Genomic DNA, 13,371 nt, shown 5'->3' on the forward strand with positions numbered 1-13,371 from the left:
TGCAGGATCAGGTGGCAGCCCTCGCGGAGATAAGGTCCCGGCTCGAGGATCGCGAGGGCCCGGCCCGCCGCGGTCGCGCGGCGAGCCGGGCCCTCGGGGTGCCCGAGCCTTTCAGGCGCAGGCGCTCCCGTTGAGCGCGAAGGCCGTGGGGGAGGGGTTGGACCCGCTGTACGTTGCCTGGACTCCGAAGCTCGCGGTCGCACCCGGGGCGATCGCATGGTTCCAGTCGGCGTTGCGAGCGCTGACGGCGGTGCCGTTCTGGGTGACGGTGGCGTTCCAGGCGCTCGTGACGCGCTGGCCGTCCGGGTAGGTCCAGGTCAGCTGCCATCCGTCCACGGCCGTCGGGCCGGTGTTCTTGACGGTGACGTTCGCGGTGAAGCCGGTGCTCCAGGCGTTGCTCACCGTGTATGTCACCGCGCAGGTGGCGGTGGGCGGTTCGCCGCCGGTGGAGGTGCGCTCGGCGGCGTAGGCGGCGAGCCAGGCCAGCGGGGCGTTCCAGTTGACGGCGACTTCGTTGGTCGAGTACGAGTCGATGTGGTCGATGTAGCAGGCGGCGGGGGCGCAGCCGGTCAGCTTCTCCACCGCGATCGGGTCCTGGAGCGCGCTGTTGGGCCCGCCCGCCAGCGATCCCGCCGGCGGGTGGGGCAGCGCAGGATCCAGCTGGTGGGCCCAGAAGCGGTGGTGCTGGTTCTGCGAGGACATCTCGCCGTGGCCCGTCACGTACGAGAGGCCGAGGGCGTTGCGGCCGAGCAGGTAGTCCATGGTCTCCAGCGCACCTGCGCGGTAGCGGGCGTCACCCGTCAGCTCCCCGGCGACGGCCATGACGACCGCGTCGTTGGCGACCTCGCCGTTCGAGCCCCAGAAGTAGCCGTCCGCCGGCACGGGCACGGCGTAGCCCTGGGCGGCCATCCTGGCCAGGTAGCCGTCGGCTGCGGCGGTCACCGAGGAGCGGATCCGGGCCGCGTCGGCGGCGGGCAGCCCGTTGGGCACGGTGGCCAGGACGAGCCGGCCGAGCGCGGCCGTGTCCGCCCAGCCGAAGCCGTACGGACTGAAGGCGTCGGCGGAGGTGTGCCAGGACGAGGAGGTGACCGCGTCCCGGTACGTGCTCTCGCCGCTCGCCGCGTAGAGCTCGGCGGCCGCCCAGTAGAACTCGTCGGTGACCCGTGTGTCTCCGTAGGCCCCGCCGCCCGTGCTGTCCGAGTCCGGCGCGTACAGGGCCGGGTTGGCCCGGGCCGCCGTCCAGGCCCGGCGGGCGGAGGACAGGCAGCGGTCGGCGTACGCGGAGTCGTACGGCCGGTAGACCCGGGCGCACTGCGCTGCGACCGCCGCGAGGTTGAGGGTCGCGGCCGTGGACGGGCGGTGGAGTTCGCGGGGCTGAGCGTCCTGGTCGGGGCGGAGGGGCATGCCGGTCCAGGCCGCGTCATGGATCTTGTGGAAGGCCATGCCCGCGTACGGCTTGCCCTCGGGCACCTGCATCCGCATGAGGAAGTCGAGCTCCCAGCGGGCCTCGTCGAGGACGTCCGGTACGCCGTTGCCGCGCTCGGGGACCCGCAGCGTGGAGTCGCCCAGCGGCGCCTCCTTCCCCGCCCGCTTGGCCCGCTCGAAGGAGTTGACCACCAGCCAGGTCGAGATGCCGCCGTTCACGACGTACTTGCCGTGGTCGCCCGCGTCGTACCAACCGCCCCTGACGTCCTGGGTGCCATCGCACACGGAGGCCTGGCAGGGGACGGAGGTGTCGCCCTTGTTGGGCGCGATGCCGAGGTGTCCGGCGGGGCGGGCGTAGGCGGAGCCCACCAGGGAGGCGTCGATCGCGATGCCGCTGCGCTGGTGGTGGAAGAAGGCCATCGCGTCGGAGCGCAGCGCGTCGTAGAGGTCCGCGCGGATGTCGAACGGCGCGCTGCTGCCGCCGTCCACGGCCAGGACGTATCCGGTGCCCGTGCTCCGGTACGAGGAGAAGTCGGCCACCTGGACCGACTGCCCGGAGGGAGCGTCGGCGCCGCGCGGGACGGTCGAACCGGAGGCGACCACCGTCCCGGACGCGTTTCGCAGCTGCCAGGTGAGTGCCTGGGCCGTCGTGGTGACGACGCTGGCGCGCTTGGGTCCGTCGGGTAGGTAGCCGACCTGGTTGACGCGGACGGCCGTGGTCGCCGCCGACGCGGCGGACGCGCCCGTGGCGGCGGGTGCGGCCGCGAGACCGCCGATGAAGAGCGCTCCCGTCAGGAGCGCGGCGGAGAGGCGTGGGGGACGGCGGAGTAACGACGCTGTGGTGCGGGGCATGTGCGGATCCTCTGGAATGTCGTGGGGCGTCAGCAGGGGGAAGTTGGTCTCGGTGAGCAGACCCGTCCGCCAGGGAAGGCGGAGGCAGTCGCCTCCGGCGGGATCCCTGCCCCGGTACATGTACGGGAGGCGGCACGGATCGGTGATCAGGGTCTGGTCGTTGCCGGAGCGGACGAGTTCGCCGAGGCTGGTGGGCCCGGTCAGGACGCTGTTGGGGGACCAGTGGAAAGTCGACGGCGATGAGCCGCGCCGCCGCCTCCGGCACGCGCCGTCACCGCGGCACCGACGCCCGTCGGTAGCGCGGTCAGCAGAGTGACCACCACGACGAATGACGTCGTCCACCCGTTGGACCTTCGCCCGGACGGTGAATGACGTGACCATGCCAGTCATATCCCTTCCTGGTTGGCGACACTCGCGGATGAGGTTGTGGGAGCGCTCCCACTCACCGGTGTGAAGAACACCTGGTTGATAGGCGGGAGATCTGGAGCGCAGATTAGTGATGCGCGTCACCATCGTCAACGGCTGCGCCAGCAGCGGCGGGAGCCGTTCCCGGCCGCGGCGCGCTGGTGATCACGGCCAGGGCCGTCGCATTCGTCGACGCGCCGGGGGGCACGGCTCGGGCCTCGTCGTCACAGAGCCAAGCCGGCATCAGCACGGCCGCCGGGGAGCGGGGCTCAGTGGTTGAAGGTGAGCCGCGGTGCCGCGTTGCGGGCCAGCGTGTGGGTCTGGTAAGGCCACCAGGTGCCGGCCGGCGGGTCGACGATGCCGTACTCGGGGTCGATCGTGCCGCCGGTGTTGCGTGTGCAACTGCCGTCGGACTCGCCGGGGATCTTGATCCACAAGTAGGCGTCGACGAGCGGGACGCCGGTGTCGGCGGTGGGGCGCGGGCCGAGCCCGCGGCCGGGGGCGTTGCACCAGATCTCCGGGTCGCCGGTGTACTTCCCGGGCTCCGGGGTCCAGGCGCCGAGACCGTTGCGGCTGGTGTCGATGACGAAGTGGTGGAGGGCGTCGTTCGGCGGGGTGCCCACGGTCTGGTCGAACCAGGCATCGGTCCAGCGCCAGGTGGCGGGGTCGGCGGAGTTCACGGCGTTGCCGGGGGTGCCGTCGTTGGGCGCGGCGGGCGAATAGTACTGGGTGGCGCACCAGTCGGTGTGGCCGCGCGTCTCCTCGGGGCCCTCGGTGGCGAACCACATGCACTTCGCTATCCAGGTGCCGTACCTGGCGTTGTGGTCGGTGGGGTGGGTGTTGGACACGTTGAGGGCGAAGCCGTCGCTGTCCTTGACGCCGGCGTCGAGCAGTCGTCGCGCCATGTCGCCGACGGGCCGCCACAGGACGTTGCCCGCGTCGAGGTAGACCGTGGTGCGAGGCCTGGCCTTGAGCGTCTTGACGGCATACGCGAGGTCGGCGATGCGGGTCGCCGTGAGCTCGCCGGTCGGGTCGACGGCGGGCCCGCAGTCGCGGGGAAGGAGGGCCAGGCCGTCGGGTTCGACGACGACCACCGCCTTGCTGTCGCCGATGCCGACGGCGAAGGCGTCGATCCACTGCCGGTAGGCGGCGGAGGACGCGGCTCCGCCGCTGGAGTACTGCGTGCAGTCCCGTCCCGGCACGTTGTAGGCGACCAGGACGGGGGTCCTGTTCACCGTCCGGGCGTCGCGGACGAGGTTTCTCACCTTGTCCCGGACCTCTTGGGGTGTGCCTTCGGTGAACCACTCGGCCTGCGGCCAGCTCGCGAGCTTGGCCATGTTCACGGCGTTCGTGAAGTCGCCGTTCCTGAGGTCGGTGAGCACCTGCTTGGCGGCCTTGCTGTGCGGGTCCACGTAGAACTTCGTGGCTGGGGTGAGCCCGTCGCCGGGAGGTGTGGCCTGTGCCTGCCCCTGCGTCGCTGTGAGGGCGGCGCAGGCCGCGAGCGCCGCGAGGGCGGCGGTCGCACGGCGCCGTAGGTTGCGTGGCTTCATGATGGCTCCTGGTCGGAGGGTGGGGGAGGATGGCGGTGGTCGCTGTGGCCCGGCCGCGGGGACGGGAGGTACCGGGCCACAGGAGTCCGGTGTCAGTAGCCGTAGATCATCTTGTAGGCGACCTCGGGGAGGAACTGTCCGGCTGCGGAGCCGGTCCCGACGCCGCAGTTGCCGTCGGACTCGCCCGGGGCCTTGATCCACAGGAGCATCTCGGCGCCGCCTCCCGTCTGGGTGGGCGTGCCGATGCGGCGACCGGCCGCGTTGCACCACTCGCCGTTGGAGCCGTTGCCGTTCCGGCTGGTGTCGACGACGAACGGCTTGGTGTAGCCGTAGCGGGCCGCCAGTTCGCTGTTGACGGCGTTGCCGTAGGCGGTGTTCTGGGCGGTGGTGTAGTAGTTCGAGATGTTGAGGGAGAAGCCGTGGGCCTGCCGGAGGCCCGCTTCGTGGAGGCGCTGGGCCATCGCTGCCGCACTCACCCAGCCCGGGTTGCCGGCGTCGAGGTAGACCCAGGTGTTGGGCGCCTGGCGGTTGAACTCGGCGAGGGCTCCACTGATCATGCCCTGGCGTTCGTCGATTTGGGCCTGGTTCATGCAGCCGTAGTCCGCGATGGCGTCAGGTTCGAGGATGACGACGGCCGGGCGGTTGGCGATTCCGCCGGCGAACTGCGCGATCCAGCTCGCGTAGGCGGACGGCGAGGCGGCGCCGCCTCCGGAATGCCCGCCGCAGTAGTCGCGGTGGTAGATGTTGTAGGCGACCAGGACGGGCAACTTGTCCCAGTAGTCCGCCGCCCCGACGTACGCACCCGCGGCGGTGCCGATGGTGCCGCTCCAGGAGCCGAACCAGTGGGCCATGGGGGTGTTGGCGAGGGAGGCGTTGATCGCGGGTGCCCGGCCGTCACCGGGGTTGGCGGCGACCCACTGCTTCGCGCTGGAGTTCGGGTCTACATAGAACCCGCTGGTCATGGTGGTCGGGTCGGCCGCGTGGGCGGACGGCGCGACGGCGAGCGCCAGCGGCAGCGCGAAGAAGGCTGCTGCGAGGGCGCGGATTCGGCGGCGCATGACGGTACCTCGGTTTCCTGACGGCGGACGCGCCGCGCGCTCTCGTCCTGAGCGGGCGGCGCACTGAGGAAGTGCGGTGGCACGGCGGCCCCTCGGACCTGCGGAGCGAGTGGAAGCGCTCCCACTGGAAGCGATCCCAGTCGAATCTCTGGGTGCCTTGGGGTGTGGGCCGTATCGTGTGACGCACCGGTCGGCCTGTCAAGTACCGCTTTTTGACCTGCACTTCACACGGCGGCTGGAAAGCTTTACAGTCCTCGAACTGGAAGCGCTTCCAGTTTCCCCGCGTTCAACTCGTCGCAGGAAGGCAGATCATGGCGGAAGGTGTGCCACGCCGGCATTCGACACTCGATGAGGTGGCCGAACTGGCCGGTGTCTCACGGTCGGTGGCCTCGCGTGTGCTCAACCACGCCCCGCACGTCAGCCGCGCCAAACGAGAGGCGGTCGAACGGGCCGTCCACCGACTCGGCTACGTGCCGAATCCGACCGCCCGCGCGCTGGCGACCCGTCAGACGGGTGCGGCCGCCCTGGTCGTCTCGGGAGAGGATCCGTCGATCTTCGCGGATCCGTTCTTCGCTCAGGTGATCGTGGGGGCCTCGGCCGCTCTGGAAGATGCCGATCTGCATCTGATGCTGTGCCTGGCCGCCTCCGATCGGGGGCGCAAACGGGTTGAGCAGCTTCTTCGGTCCAAGGGTGCCGACGGTGTGATGCTGATGGCGCTGCGCGAGGACGATCCGCTGGCCCGCATGGCCGAGGAGGCGGAGATGCCCGTCGTGTTCGGCGGGCGCCCGGTCGGTGTGGACCCCCGGTGGTACGTGGATGTCGACAACGTCGGCGGAGCGCGCGCGGCGACCGAGCACCTGATCGCGGTCGGTCGGACCCGGGTGGCCACGATCTGCGGGCGGCTGGACACCGAGGTCGGGCGCGCCCGGTACCGCGGTTACCGGGATGCCATGCTGGCGGCGGGCCTCGATCCGTACCCGCCGGAGGTCGGTGACTTCACGGAGCTCAGCGGAGCCGCCGCCATGGCGGCACTGCTGGCGCGACACCCGGACCTGGACGGGGTGTTCGCCGCCAGCGACAACATGGGGGCCGGCGCGCTGCGCGCGCTGCGCGAAGCCGGTCGCCCGGTACCGGGTCACGTCGCCGTGGTCGGGTTCGACGACCTCGCCGTGGCCCGGGTGGCCGATCCGCCGCTGACCACGGTGAACCAGCCCATAGAAGGTCTCGGCCGGGAGATGGCGCGCATGCTGGTCGCGCTCATCGACGGACAGGACCCCACTCCGCTGATCCTGCCCACGCGCCTGGTCGTCCGCGCCAGCGCCTGACGGGGCGCCACGCCCAGGCCCGGCTCCGAGGACGTCGACTTCCGCCTCCCGCCCGGCGACACCACCGAGATGGGCTGGGTCATCGATCCCACCGGCCTCTACGACCTGCTCATGGCCACCTCCCGCTCCCATCCCGGGCTCCCTCCGGCGATCACGGAGAACGGCGGTGCCTTCCCCGACGCTCCCACGGCGGACGGCCAGATCCATGACCACGATCGGATCGACTACCTCCATGGGCACCTCGCCGCGGTCCACCGGGCCATCGCCGACGTGCGTGGCTACTACCTCTGGCCCCTGCTGGACAATCTCGAATGGGCGTACGGATACGAGAGGCGCTTCCGCGCCGTCCACGTCGACTGCACCACCCAACTGCGCACTCCGAAGGCGAGCGCCCGCTGGTACGCCGGGACGATCGCCGCGAACGCGATCCCGGGTCGTTGAGCTCCACAGGCGAAGCCGCCGGCCTTGTCAGGCCGTCTAAGGGCGGAGCAGAACCCTGCCGACGTGGGGATCGTCGCCGCCCGTGAGTTCCACGGCCCGCTCGAATTCGTCGATGCCCAGCTGGTGCGTGAGGAGTTCGAGTGGCGTCAGCCGTGCCGCGGAGAAGGCGCTCACGGCGTAGGACCAGGCGCCGGATGAGGCTCCGAAGGCGGTTCCGATCGACAGTTGCCGTGCGACGACGTGGGCGGGATCGAGTTTTTCCGCCCCGTTGACCGGGGTACCCGTGAGAACCAGGCGTCCTCCCGGTCGCAGCATGGATGTCGCGGCGCGCGCGGTCGACGTCGCGCCGGCGGCGTCGATCACCAGGTCGAAGTCCGCGAGACCGGAGGCATGGTCCCACGTCCGGTAGGCGGTGGCTCCGAAACGACGGGACAGATCGGCTCGGTCGGGGCTCGTGCCGACGACCGTCAGCTCGCTCGGGGAGAAGGCGCCGAGGAGCTGAGCGGCGAGGAGACCGAGGGCGCCGGAACCGATGACGGCCACTCGCGAACCGGGCAGAGGGCACGCCTTGAGGACGGCGGCGGCTGCGCAGGCGGCGGGTTCGAGGAACGCGGCGGCGGTGAGGTCGGCGTCCGGCGGGAGCGTGTGCAGCAGACGAGCGGGGAGTACGAGAGTGGGGGCCATGGCACCGGGAAGGGTGAACCCCGTCTCCTCGTAGCCGGCGGTGCACAGGTTGGTCTCGCCGTCTCGGCATGGTGCGCAGGTCTCACAGTTCCGCAGCCCTTCGCCCACGACCTTGCGGCCGATCAGGGAAGCGGACGCGCCCTTTCCCACGGCGTTGACGGTGCCGGACCATTCGTGGCCAGGGGTGACGGGATAGCGGACGTACGGAGCGGGGCGGCGGCCCAGGTAGAGGTCGCGGTCGCTGCCGCAGATCCCGACGGCATGGACACGTACCTGGGCTTCGCCGGGCCCTGGCTGCCGGGGCGTGTGCTCGACGAGGCGAAACCTCCTGGGACCGTCGATGACGACGGCCTGTCTCCGAGGGCTCACACCCCCCGGATGGGTGCTGAACCGAGTGGAACACATGGGAGGACTCCTGATGTTCGAAATATCGGTCGTCGTTCGAAATTGTGTCGCGACGATACGAAGCGTGGTGGGACGTGTCAACGGTCGTCACTCCGCAGGGATTTCGGCGGCCTGGGGCGATCCTCGGAGTGGCCCATGAGTGTTAACGCTCACAACTTCTCGTCGCGGCGAACGTTCCTGTGCATCAAGAACGGGTAACAGCCGTACGAGCCCTTGAGTTACGGCTCTGTTAGCGCTCACAATGTGTCGCGTTCGCCAGCTCGCCGATCGTCGAGGCCGACGCTTCACTCTGCCTCCGCCCGGCTCAACCACCCCTGCGCAGCCACGCCTTCACCGGGCCCGTCTCCTTCAGGGCTCCGCCTGGTCCGACGCACGTCCCGAGAGGAATCACGACATGGCCCACAGAGCCCTCCGCATCATCGCCGCCGCCGCCCTGGCCGGCAGCGTGCTGACCGCCTGCACCACCGAGCCCGCGACCACCGGCAGCACCGGCAAGGGCTCCTCCGACGGCAAGCTGGTGCTCGGGTTCGCTCAGGTAGGAGCCGAGAGCGGCTGGCGCACCGCCAACACCAAGTCCGTACGCGAGGCGGCCGAGAAGGCCGGTGTCACGCTGAAGTTCTCCGACGCCCAGCAGAAGCAGGAGAACCAGATCAAGGCGATCCGCACCTTCATCCAGCAGAAGGTGGACGTCATCGCCTTCTCGCCGGTGGTGGAGTCCGGCTGGGACACCGTTCTGAAGGAGGCCAAGAACGCCGGCATCCCCGTGATCCTCACCGACCGCGCGGTCGACTCGCAGGACACCTCCCTCTACCGGACGTTCCTCGGCTCCGACTTCGTCAAGGAGGGGCAGGAGGCCGGGAAGTGGCTGGTCAAGGAGTACGAGGGCACCTCCGCGCCGGTCAACCTCGTCGAGCTCCAGGGCACCACCGGTTCCGCACCCGCCAACGACCGCAAGGCGGGCTTCGCCGACGTCATCAAGGGAGACCCCAAGTTCAAGGTCGTCGCCTCCCAGACGGGGGACTTCACCCGAGCCAAGGGCAAGGAGGTCATGCAGGCCTTCCTCAAGTCCCACAAGGACATCGACGTCCTGTACGCCCACAACGACGACATGGCCCTGGGCGCCATCCAGGCCATCGAGGAAGCGGGCAAGAAGCCGGGCGTCGACATCAAGGTGATCTCCGTCGACGGCATCAAGGACGCCTTCGTCGCCATGCAGGAGAAGAAGATCAACGTGGTGGTCGAGTGCAACCCGCTCCTCGGCGACCAGCTCATGGAACTCGCCAAGAAGGTCGCGGCGGGGGAGAGCGTTCCGCAACGGGTCGAGGTCAAGGAGGGCGTCTTCACCCAGGACCAGGCCGCGGCCGCCCTGCCCGGCCGCCAGTACTGACCGTCCGCCCGCACCAGACCCGGGGGGCGGCCCACGTGCCGCCCCCGATCCCTCAGGAGAGGAGGGCGAATGGCAGCCCCACCCACCCCTCGCACGCCTGTCCGCACCGACCGGCCGGTCCTGGAAGCCCACGGCATCCGCAAGGCCTTCCCCGGAGTCCTCGCCCTCGAAGCCGTGGACCTGCGCCTCTTCCCGGGCGAGGTCCATGCGCTGATGGGCGAGAACGGCGCCGGCAAGTCGACCCTCATCAAGGTACTCACCGGGGTCCACCCGCCCGACGCGGGAACGGTCTCCGTCGACGGCACCCCCCAGCGGTTCGCCGAACCACTGGAAGCACAGCACGCCGGAATCAGCACGGTCTACCAGGAGGTGAACCTGTGCCCCAACCTCTCCGTCGCCGAGAACATCCTCATCGGCCGTGAACCCAGGCGCCTGGGCCTCGTCCACTGGTCGGCCCTCCACCGGCGCGCGGCACAGCTCATCACCGAGCTGGAACTCGACCTCGACGTCCGCCTGCCGCTGAGCGCGCACTCCATCGCCGTGCAGCAACTCGTCGCGATCGTACGCGCCGTGGACATCAAGGCGAAGGTCCTCGTCCTGGACGAGCCCACCTCCAGCCTCGACCGGGACGAAGTCGCCCAACTGTTCGCCCTGGTGCGCCGCCTCCGTGACCGGGGCGTCGCGATCCTCTTCGTCACTCACTTCCTCGACCAGGTCTTCGACCTGTGCGACCGGGTGACCGTCCTGCGCAACGGACGCCTCGAAGGCGAGTACCGGATCGACGAGTTGACACCCGTCACCCTGGTACACCGCATGGTCGGCAGCGAACCGCGCACCCTGGACGAACGGGCCGAGACGTCCGACACCGGCACCGTCGTCGTCCCCGACTCCACGGACGCCCCCTTCCTGAGCGCCCGCGGACTCGCCAGGGCCGGTTCCATCCAGCCGTACGACCTGGACATCCACCGCGGCGAGGTCATCGGCCTGGCCGGACTCCTCGGATCCGGACGTACCGAGGCGGCCCGGCTGCTCTTCGGCGCCGACCACGCCGACGGAGGCGAGCTGCGGATCGACGGCGAGCGCGCCGTCCTGCGCTCGCCGCGTGCCGCGATCGCCCACAAGATCGCCTTCTGCTCGGAGAACCGCAAAGCGGAGGGCCTGATCGGCGAACTCACGGTCCGCGAGAACATCGTGCTCGCCCTCCAAGCCGCACGCGGCTGGACCAAACCCCTCTCCCGCACCCGACAGGACGAGATCGCCGCCCGGTGGATCGAGGTCCTGGACGTCCGTCCGGCCAACCCCGAGGCCCAGGTCCGCAACCTGAGCGGAGGCAACCAGCAGAAGGTGCTGCTCGCCCGATGGCTGCTCACAGAACCCGAGCTGCTGATCCTGGACGAACCGACCCGGGGCATCGACATCGGCGCCAGGACCGAGATCCAGAAACTCGTCACCCGCCTGGCCGCCGAGGGCACCGCAGTCCTGTTCATCTCCGCAGAAATCGAGGAAGTGCTGCGGCTGAGCCACCGGGTCGGCGTGCTGCGCGACCACCGGCTCGTCGCCACCCTCCCCAACGACACGACTCTGACGCCCGATCGGATCCTGGGCGCCATCGCCACCGGAGCCACCTCATGACACCACCTGACGACACCGGCGCCGGGGGGCGTCCGTCCCGGGCGCCCGGCGCCCGGCGGCTCACCGAGCACCGCCTGTTCTGGCCCGCGGCCGTCCTGGCCGCTCTGTTGCTGGGGAACGTCGCGATCACTCACGACTTCTTCGCCATCCGCGTCCAGAACGGGCACCTGTACGGCAGCCTGATCGACATCCTCCAGTTCGGCGCCCCCCTGATCCTGGTGTCGCTCGGCATGACGCTGGTCATCGCGACCCGGGGCATCGACCTCTCGGTCGGCTCGACGGTCGCCATCGCCGGCGCCCTCGCGTGCGAGCACATCGCCACCGCGAAGGACCCCGGAAGCCTGCCCACCGTCATGTCGGCGATCGCGGTGGCGGTCGGGGTGGCCGCCGCGATCGGACTGCTGAACGGCTTCCTCGTCGCCCGGCTCGGCGTCCAGCCCATCGTCGCCACGCTGGTCCTCATGGTCGCCGGGCGCGGCGTGGCCCAGCTGATCACCGACGGCCAGATCATCAGCGTGTCCAGCAGTGCCTACAAGATGATCGGCGGTGGCTACTGGCTCACCCTCCCCTTCGCCGTCCTGCTGGCCGCGGCCCTCGTCGCCGTCACCTCCCTCGTCACCCGGCGGACCGCGCTCGGCATGCTCATCGAATCGGTGGGCGGCAATCCGGTCGCGAGCCGGCTCGTCGGCATCAGGGCGGCCGGGCTCCTGGCCATGGTCTACGTCGTGAGCGCCGTGTGCGCCGCGGTGGCCGGCCTGATGATCAGCTCCAACGTGTCCAGCGCCGACGGCAACAACGCGGGCCTGTGGATCGAGCTGGACGCGATCCTCGCCGTGGTCATCGGCGGCACCGCGCTCACGGGCGGCCGTTTCTCCCTCGGCGGGACGGTCCTGGGCGCTCTGATCATCCAGACCCTCTCGACCACGATCTACACCCTCGGCGTACCGCCGGAGACCACCCTCGTCTTCAAGGCTCTGGTCGTCATCGTCGTGTGTCTCGTCCAGTCGCCCGCGTTCCGCGCGCGGCTCTCACGCCATCGCCGACCGGCCGCACCGGACCCGGTCCCCGCGGCCGGCGACGTGGGAGCCCGCCGGCAGGAGGTCCACCCGTGAGTACCACCCTCAACTCCCTCACCAGGCCGCTCCAGCGGTTCTCGGTACGGCATGCCACCCGCCTGCCGCTCATGGTGACGGCCACTCTGCTGATCGCGATGTTCTCGATCGGCTCCCTGCAGTACGAAGGTTTCTTCTCCGCGCAGGTCCTGCTCAACATCCTGATCGACAACGGCTTCCTGCTCGTCGTGGCGATCGGCATGACGTTCGTCGTCCTCACCGGTGGAATCGACCTGTCCGTCGGCTCCATGGTGGCCTTGTCGACCATGCTGACGGCCTGGCTCGTCGAACAGAACGGCGTACCGCTCGCCCTGGCGGTGCCATTGGTCCTGCTGGTCGGAGCAGGGGGCGGAGCCCTCATGGGCTGGGTGATCCACGCCTTCGAGATCCAGCCCTTCATCGTCACCCTCGCGGGCATGTTCCTCGCCCGCGGCCTCTGCTACATGATCAGCACGGAGTCCATCTCCCTCACCGACCCGACGACCACGCGGATCGCCCAGACGCGGGTGCTCCTGCCCGGAGGGCTGTTCGTCTCACCCGCCGTGGTCATCGCCCTGGTCGTGCTGGCGCTCGCCTTCGTCGTCCTCCACCACACCCGCTTCGGCCGCAACGTCTACGCCTTGGGCGGCAACGAGTCCTCGGCCCGCCTCATGGGCCTGCCCGTGGGACGCACCAAGGTCGCGGTGTATGCCGTGAGCGGTCTGTGCTCCGCCCTCGGCGGTCTGCTGCTGACCTTCTACATGCTGTCCGGCTACGCCTTGCACGCCGTCGGCATGGAACTCGACGCCATCGCGGCCGTCGTCATCGGAGGGACACTGCTGACCGGGGGCTCCGGCCTCGTCCTGGGCACCGCTCTGGGCGTGACGGTTCTCGGCCTGATCCAGACCGTCATCAGCTTCCAGGGCACGCTCAGCTCGTGGTGGACGCGCATCGTCATCGGCGGCCTGTTGTTCGTCTTCATCCTCCTCCAACGGCTCTTCGGCGGATCCCGCACGGCGCACTAGACCTCCCGGGACTGCCAGGATCCCGAGCCGACCACCGACCACCACGACCGCGGCCGGGAAAGCGGGGCATTCAGCCCCCTTTCCCGGCTGT

General features: G+C 70.0%; 9 protein-coding genes and 1 pseudogene. 6 read left to right on the top strand and 4 right to left on the bottom strand.

Annotated features, from left to right (window positions below; translation table 11 throughout):
• Positions 1–111: 111 nt before the first annotated feature.
• The 3 genes from OG514_RS30320 to OG514_RS30330 form a co-directional block, all read right to left on the bottom strand.
• Positions 112–2,277 carry a glycoside hydrolase family 9 protein gene (locus OG514_RS30320; RefSeq protein WP_266900161.1) on the bottom strand — a complete coding sequence of 722 codons (2,166 nt, stop codon included), beginning with the start codon at positions 2,275–2,277 and terminating at the stop codon, positions 112–114.
• Between the two features lie 674 nt (positions 2,278–2,951).
• Entirely contained in the window at positions 2,952–4,232 is a 1,281-nt protein-coding gene (locus OG514_RS30325) for a glycoside hydrolase family 6 protein (protein ID WP_266900162.1), read from the bottom strand.
• Between the two features lie 92 nt (positions 4,233–4,324).
• Positions 4,325–5,290 (bottom strand): glycoside hydrolase family 6 protein, encoded by a 966-nt coding sequence (locus tag OG514_RS30330; RefSeq protein WP_266900163.1) that lies wholly within the window; start codon positions 5,288–5,290, stop codon positions 4,325–4,327.
• A 311-nt stretch (positions 5,291–5,601) separates the two neighbouring features.
• Between OG514_RS30330 and OG514_RS30335 the strand changes: the two genes are divergently transcribed.
• Positions 5,602–6,615 carry a LacI family DNA-binding transcriptional regulator gene (locus OG514_RS30335; RefSeq protein ID WP_266900164.1) on the top strand — a complete coding sequence of 338 codons (1,014 nt, stop codon included), beginning with the start codon at positions 5,602–5,604 and terminating at the stop codon, positions 6,613–6,615.
• Positions 6,616–6,624: 9 nt separating this feature from the next.
• Positions 6,625–7,056: pseudogene (locus OG514_RS30340) on the top strand (family 1 glycosylhydrolase); the annotation flags it as partial.
• Between the two features lie 36 nt (positions 7,057–7,092).
• On the opposite strand, the gene OG514_RS30345 reads toward OG514_RS30340, so the two are convergent.
• On the bottom strand, positions 7,093–8,109 hold the full coding sequence (locus OG514_RS30345; RefSeq protein WP_266900165.1) for a zinc-binding dehydrogenase: 1,017 nt from the start codon (positions 8,107–8,109) through the stop codon (positions 7,093–7,095).
• 430 nt (positions 8,110–8,539) lie between these two features.
• On the opposite strand from OG514_RS30345, the gene OG514_RS30350 reads away from it, so the two are divergent.
• The 4 genes from OG514_RS30350 (at position 8,540) to yjfF (ending at position 13,280) form a co-directional block, all read left to right on the top strand.
• Positions 8,540–9,532: an ABC transporter substrate-binding protein gene (locus OG514_RS30350; RefSeq protein ID WP_266900166.1), complete on the top strand. Its 993-nt coding sequence runs from the start codon at positions 8,540–8,542 to the stop codon at positions 9,530–9,532.
• Between the two features lie 69 nt (positions 9,533–9,601).
• Entirely contained in the window at positions 9,602–11,164 is a 1,563-nt protein-coding gene (locus tag OG514_RS30355; RefSeq protein ID WP_266900167.1) for a sugar ABC transporter ATP-binding protein, read from the top strand.
• Positions 11,161–12,276: an ABC transporter permease gene (locus OG514_RS30360; RefSeq protein ID WP_266900168.1), complete on the top strand. Its 1,116-nt coding sequence runs from the start codon at positions 11,161–11,163 to the stop codon at positions 12,274–12,276. Before OG514_RS30355 ends, OG514_RS30360 begins: the two co-directional genes overlap by 4 nt.
• Positions 12,273–13,280 carry a galactofuranose ABC transporter, permease protein YjfF gene (gene yjfF, locus OG514_RS30365; protein WP_266900169.1) on the top strand — a complete coding sequence of 336 codons (1,008 nt, stop codon included), beginning with the start codon at positions 12,273–12,275 and terminating at the stop codon, positions 13,278–13,280. Before OG514_RS30360 ends, yjfF begins: the two co-directional genes overlap by 4 nt.
• Positions 13,281–13,371: the final 91 nt, after the last annotated feature.

This window comes from Streptomyces sp. NBC_00572 (genome assembly GCF_026341815.1).
In the GTDB taxonomy this organism is placed as follows: domain Bacteria; phylum Actinomycetota; class Actinomycetes; order Streptomycetales; family Streptomycetaceae; genus Streptomyces.

Coding starts and splice junctions, on each gene's coding strand:
- OG514_RS30320 (WP_266900161.1), bottom strand. CDS start 2,277: ATGCCCCGCACCACAGCGTCGTTACTCCGCCGTCCCCCACGCCTCTCC.
- OG514_RS30325 (WP_266900162.1), bottom strand. CDS start 4,232: ATGAAGCCACGCAACCTACGGCGCCGTGCGACCGCCGCCCTCGCGGCG.
- OG514_RS30330 (WP_266900163.1), bottom strand. CDS start 5,290: ATGCGCCGCCGAATCCGCGCCCTCGCAGCAGCCTTCTTCGCGCTGCCG.
- OG514_RS30335 (WP_266900164.1), top strand. CDS start 5,602: ATGGCGGAAGGTGTGCCACGCCGGCATTCGACACTCGATGAGGTGGCC.
- OG514_RS30350 (WP_266900166.1), top strand. CDS start 8,540: ATGGCCCACAGAGCCCTCCGCATCATCGCCGCCGCCGCCCTGGCCGGC.
- OG514_RS30355 (WP_266900167.1), top strand. CDS start 9,602: ATGGCAGCCCCACCCACCCCTCGCACGCCTGTCCGCACCGACCGGCCG.
- OG514_RS30360 (WP_266900168.1), top strand. CDS start 11,161: ATGACACCACCTGACGACACCGGCGCCGGGGGGCGTCCGTCCCGGGCG.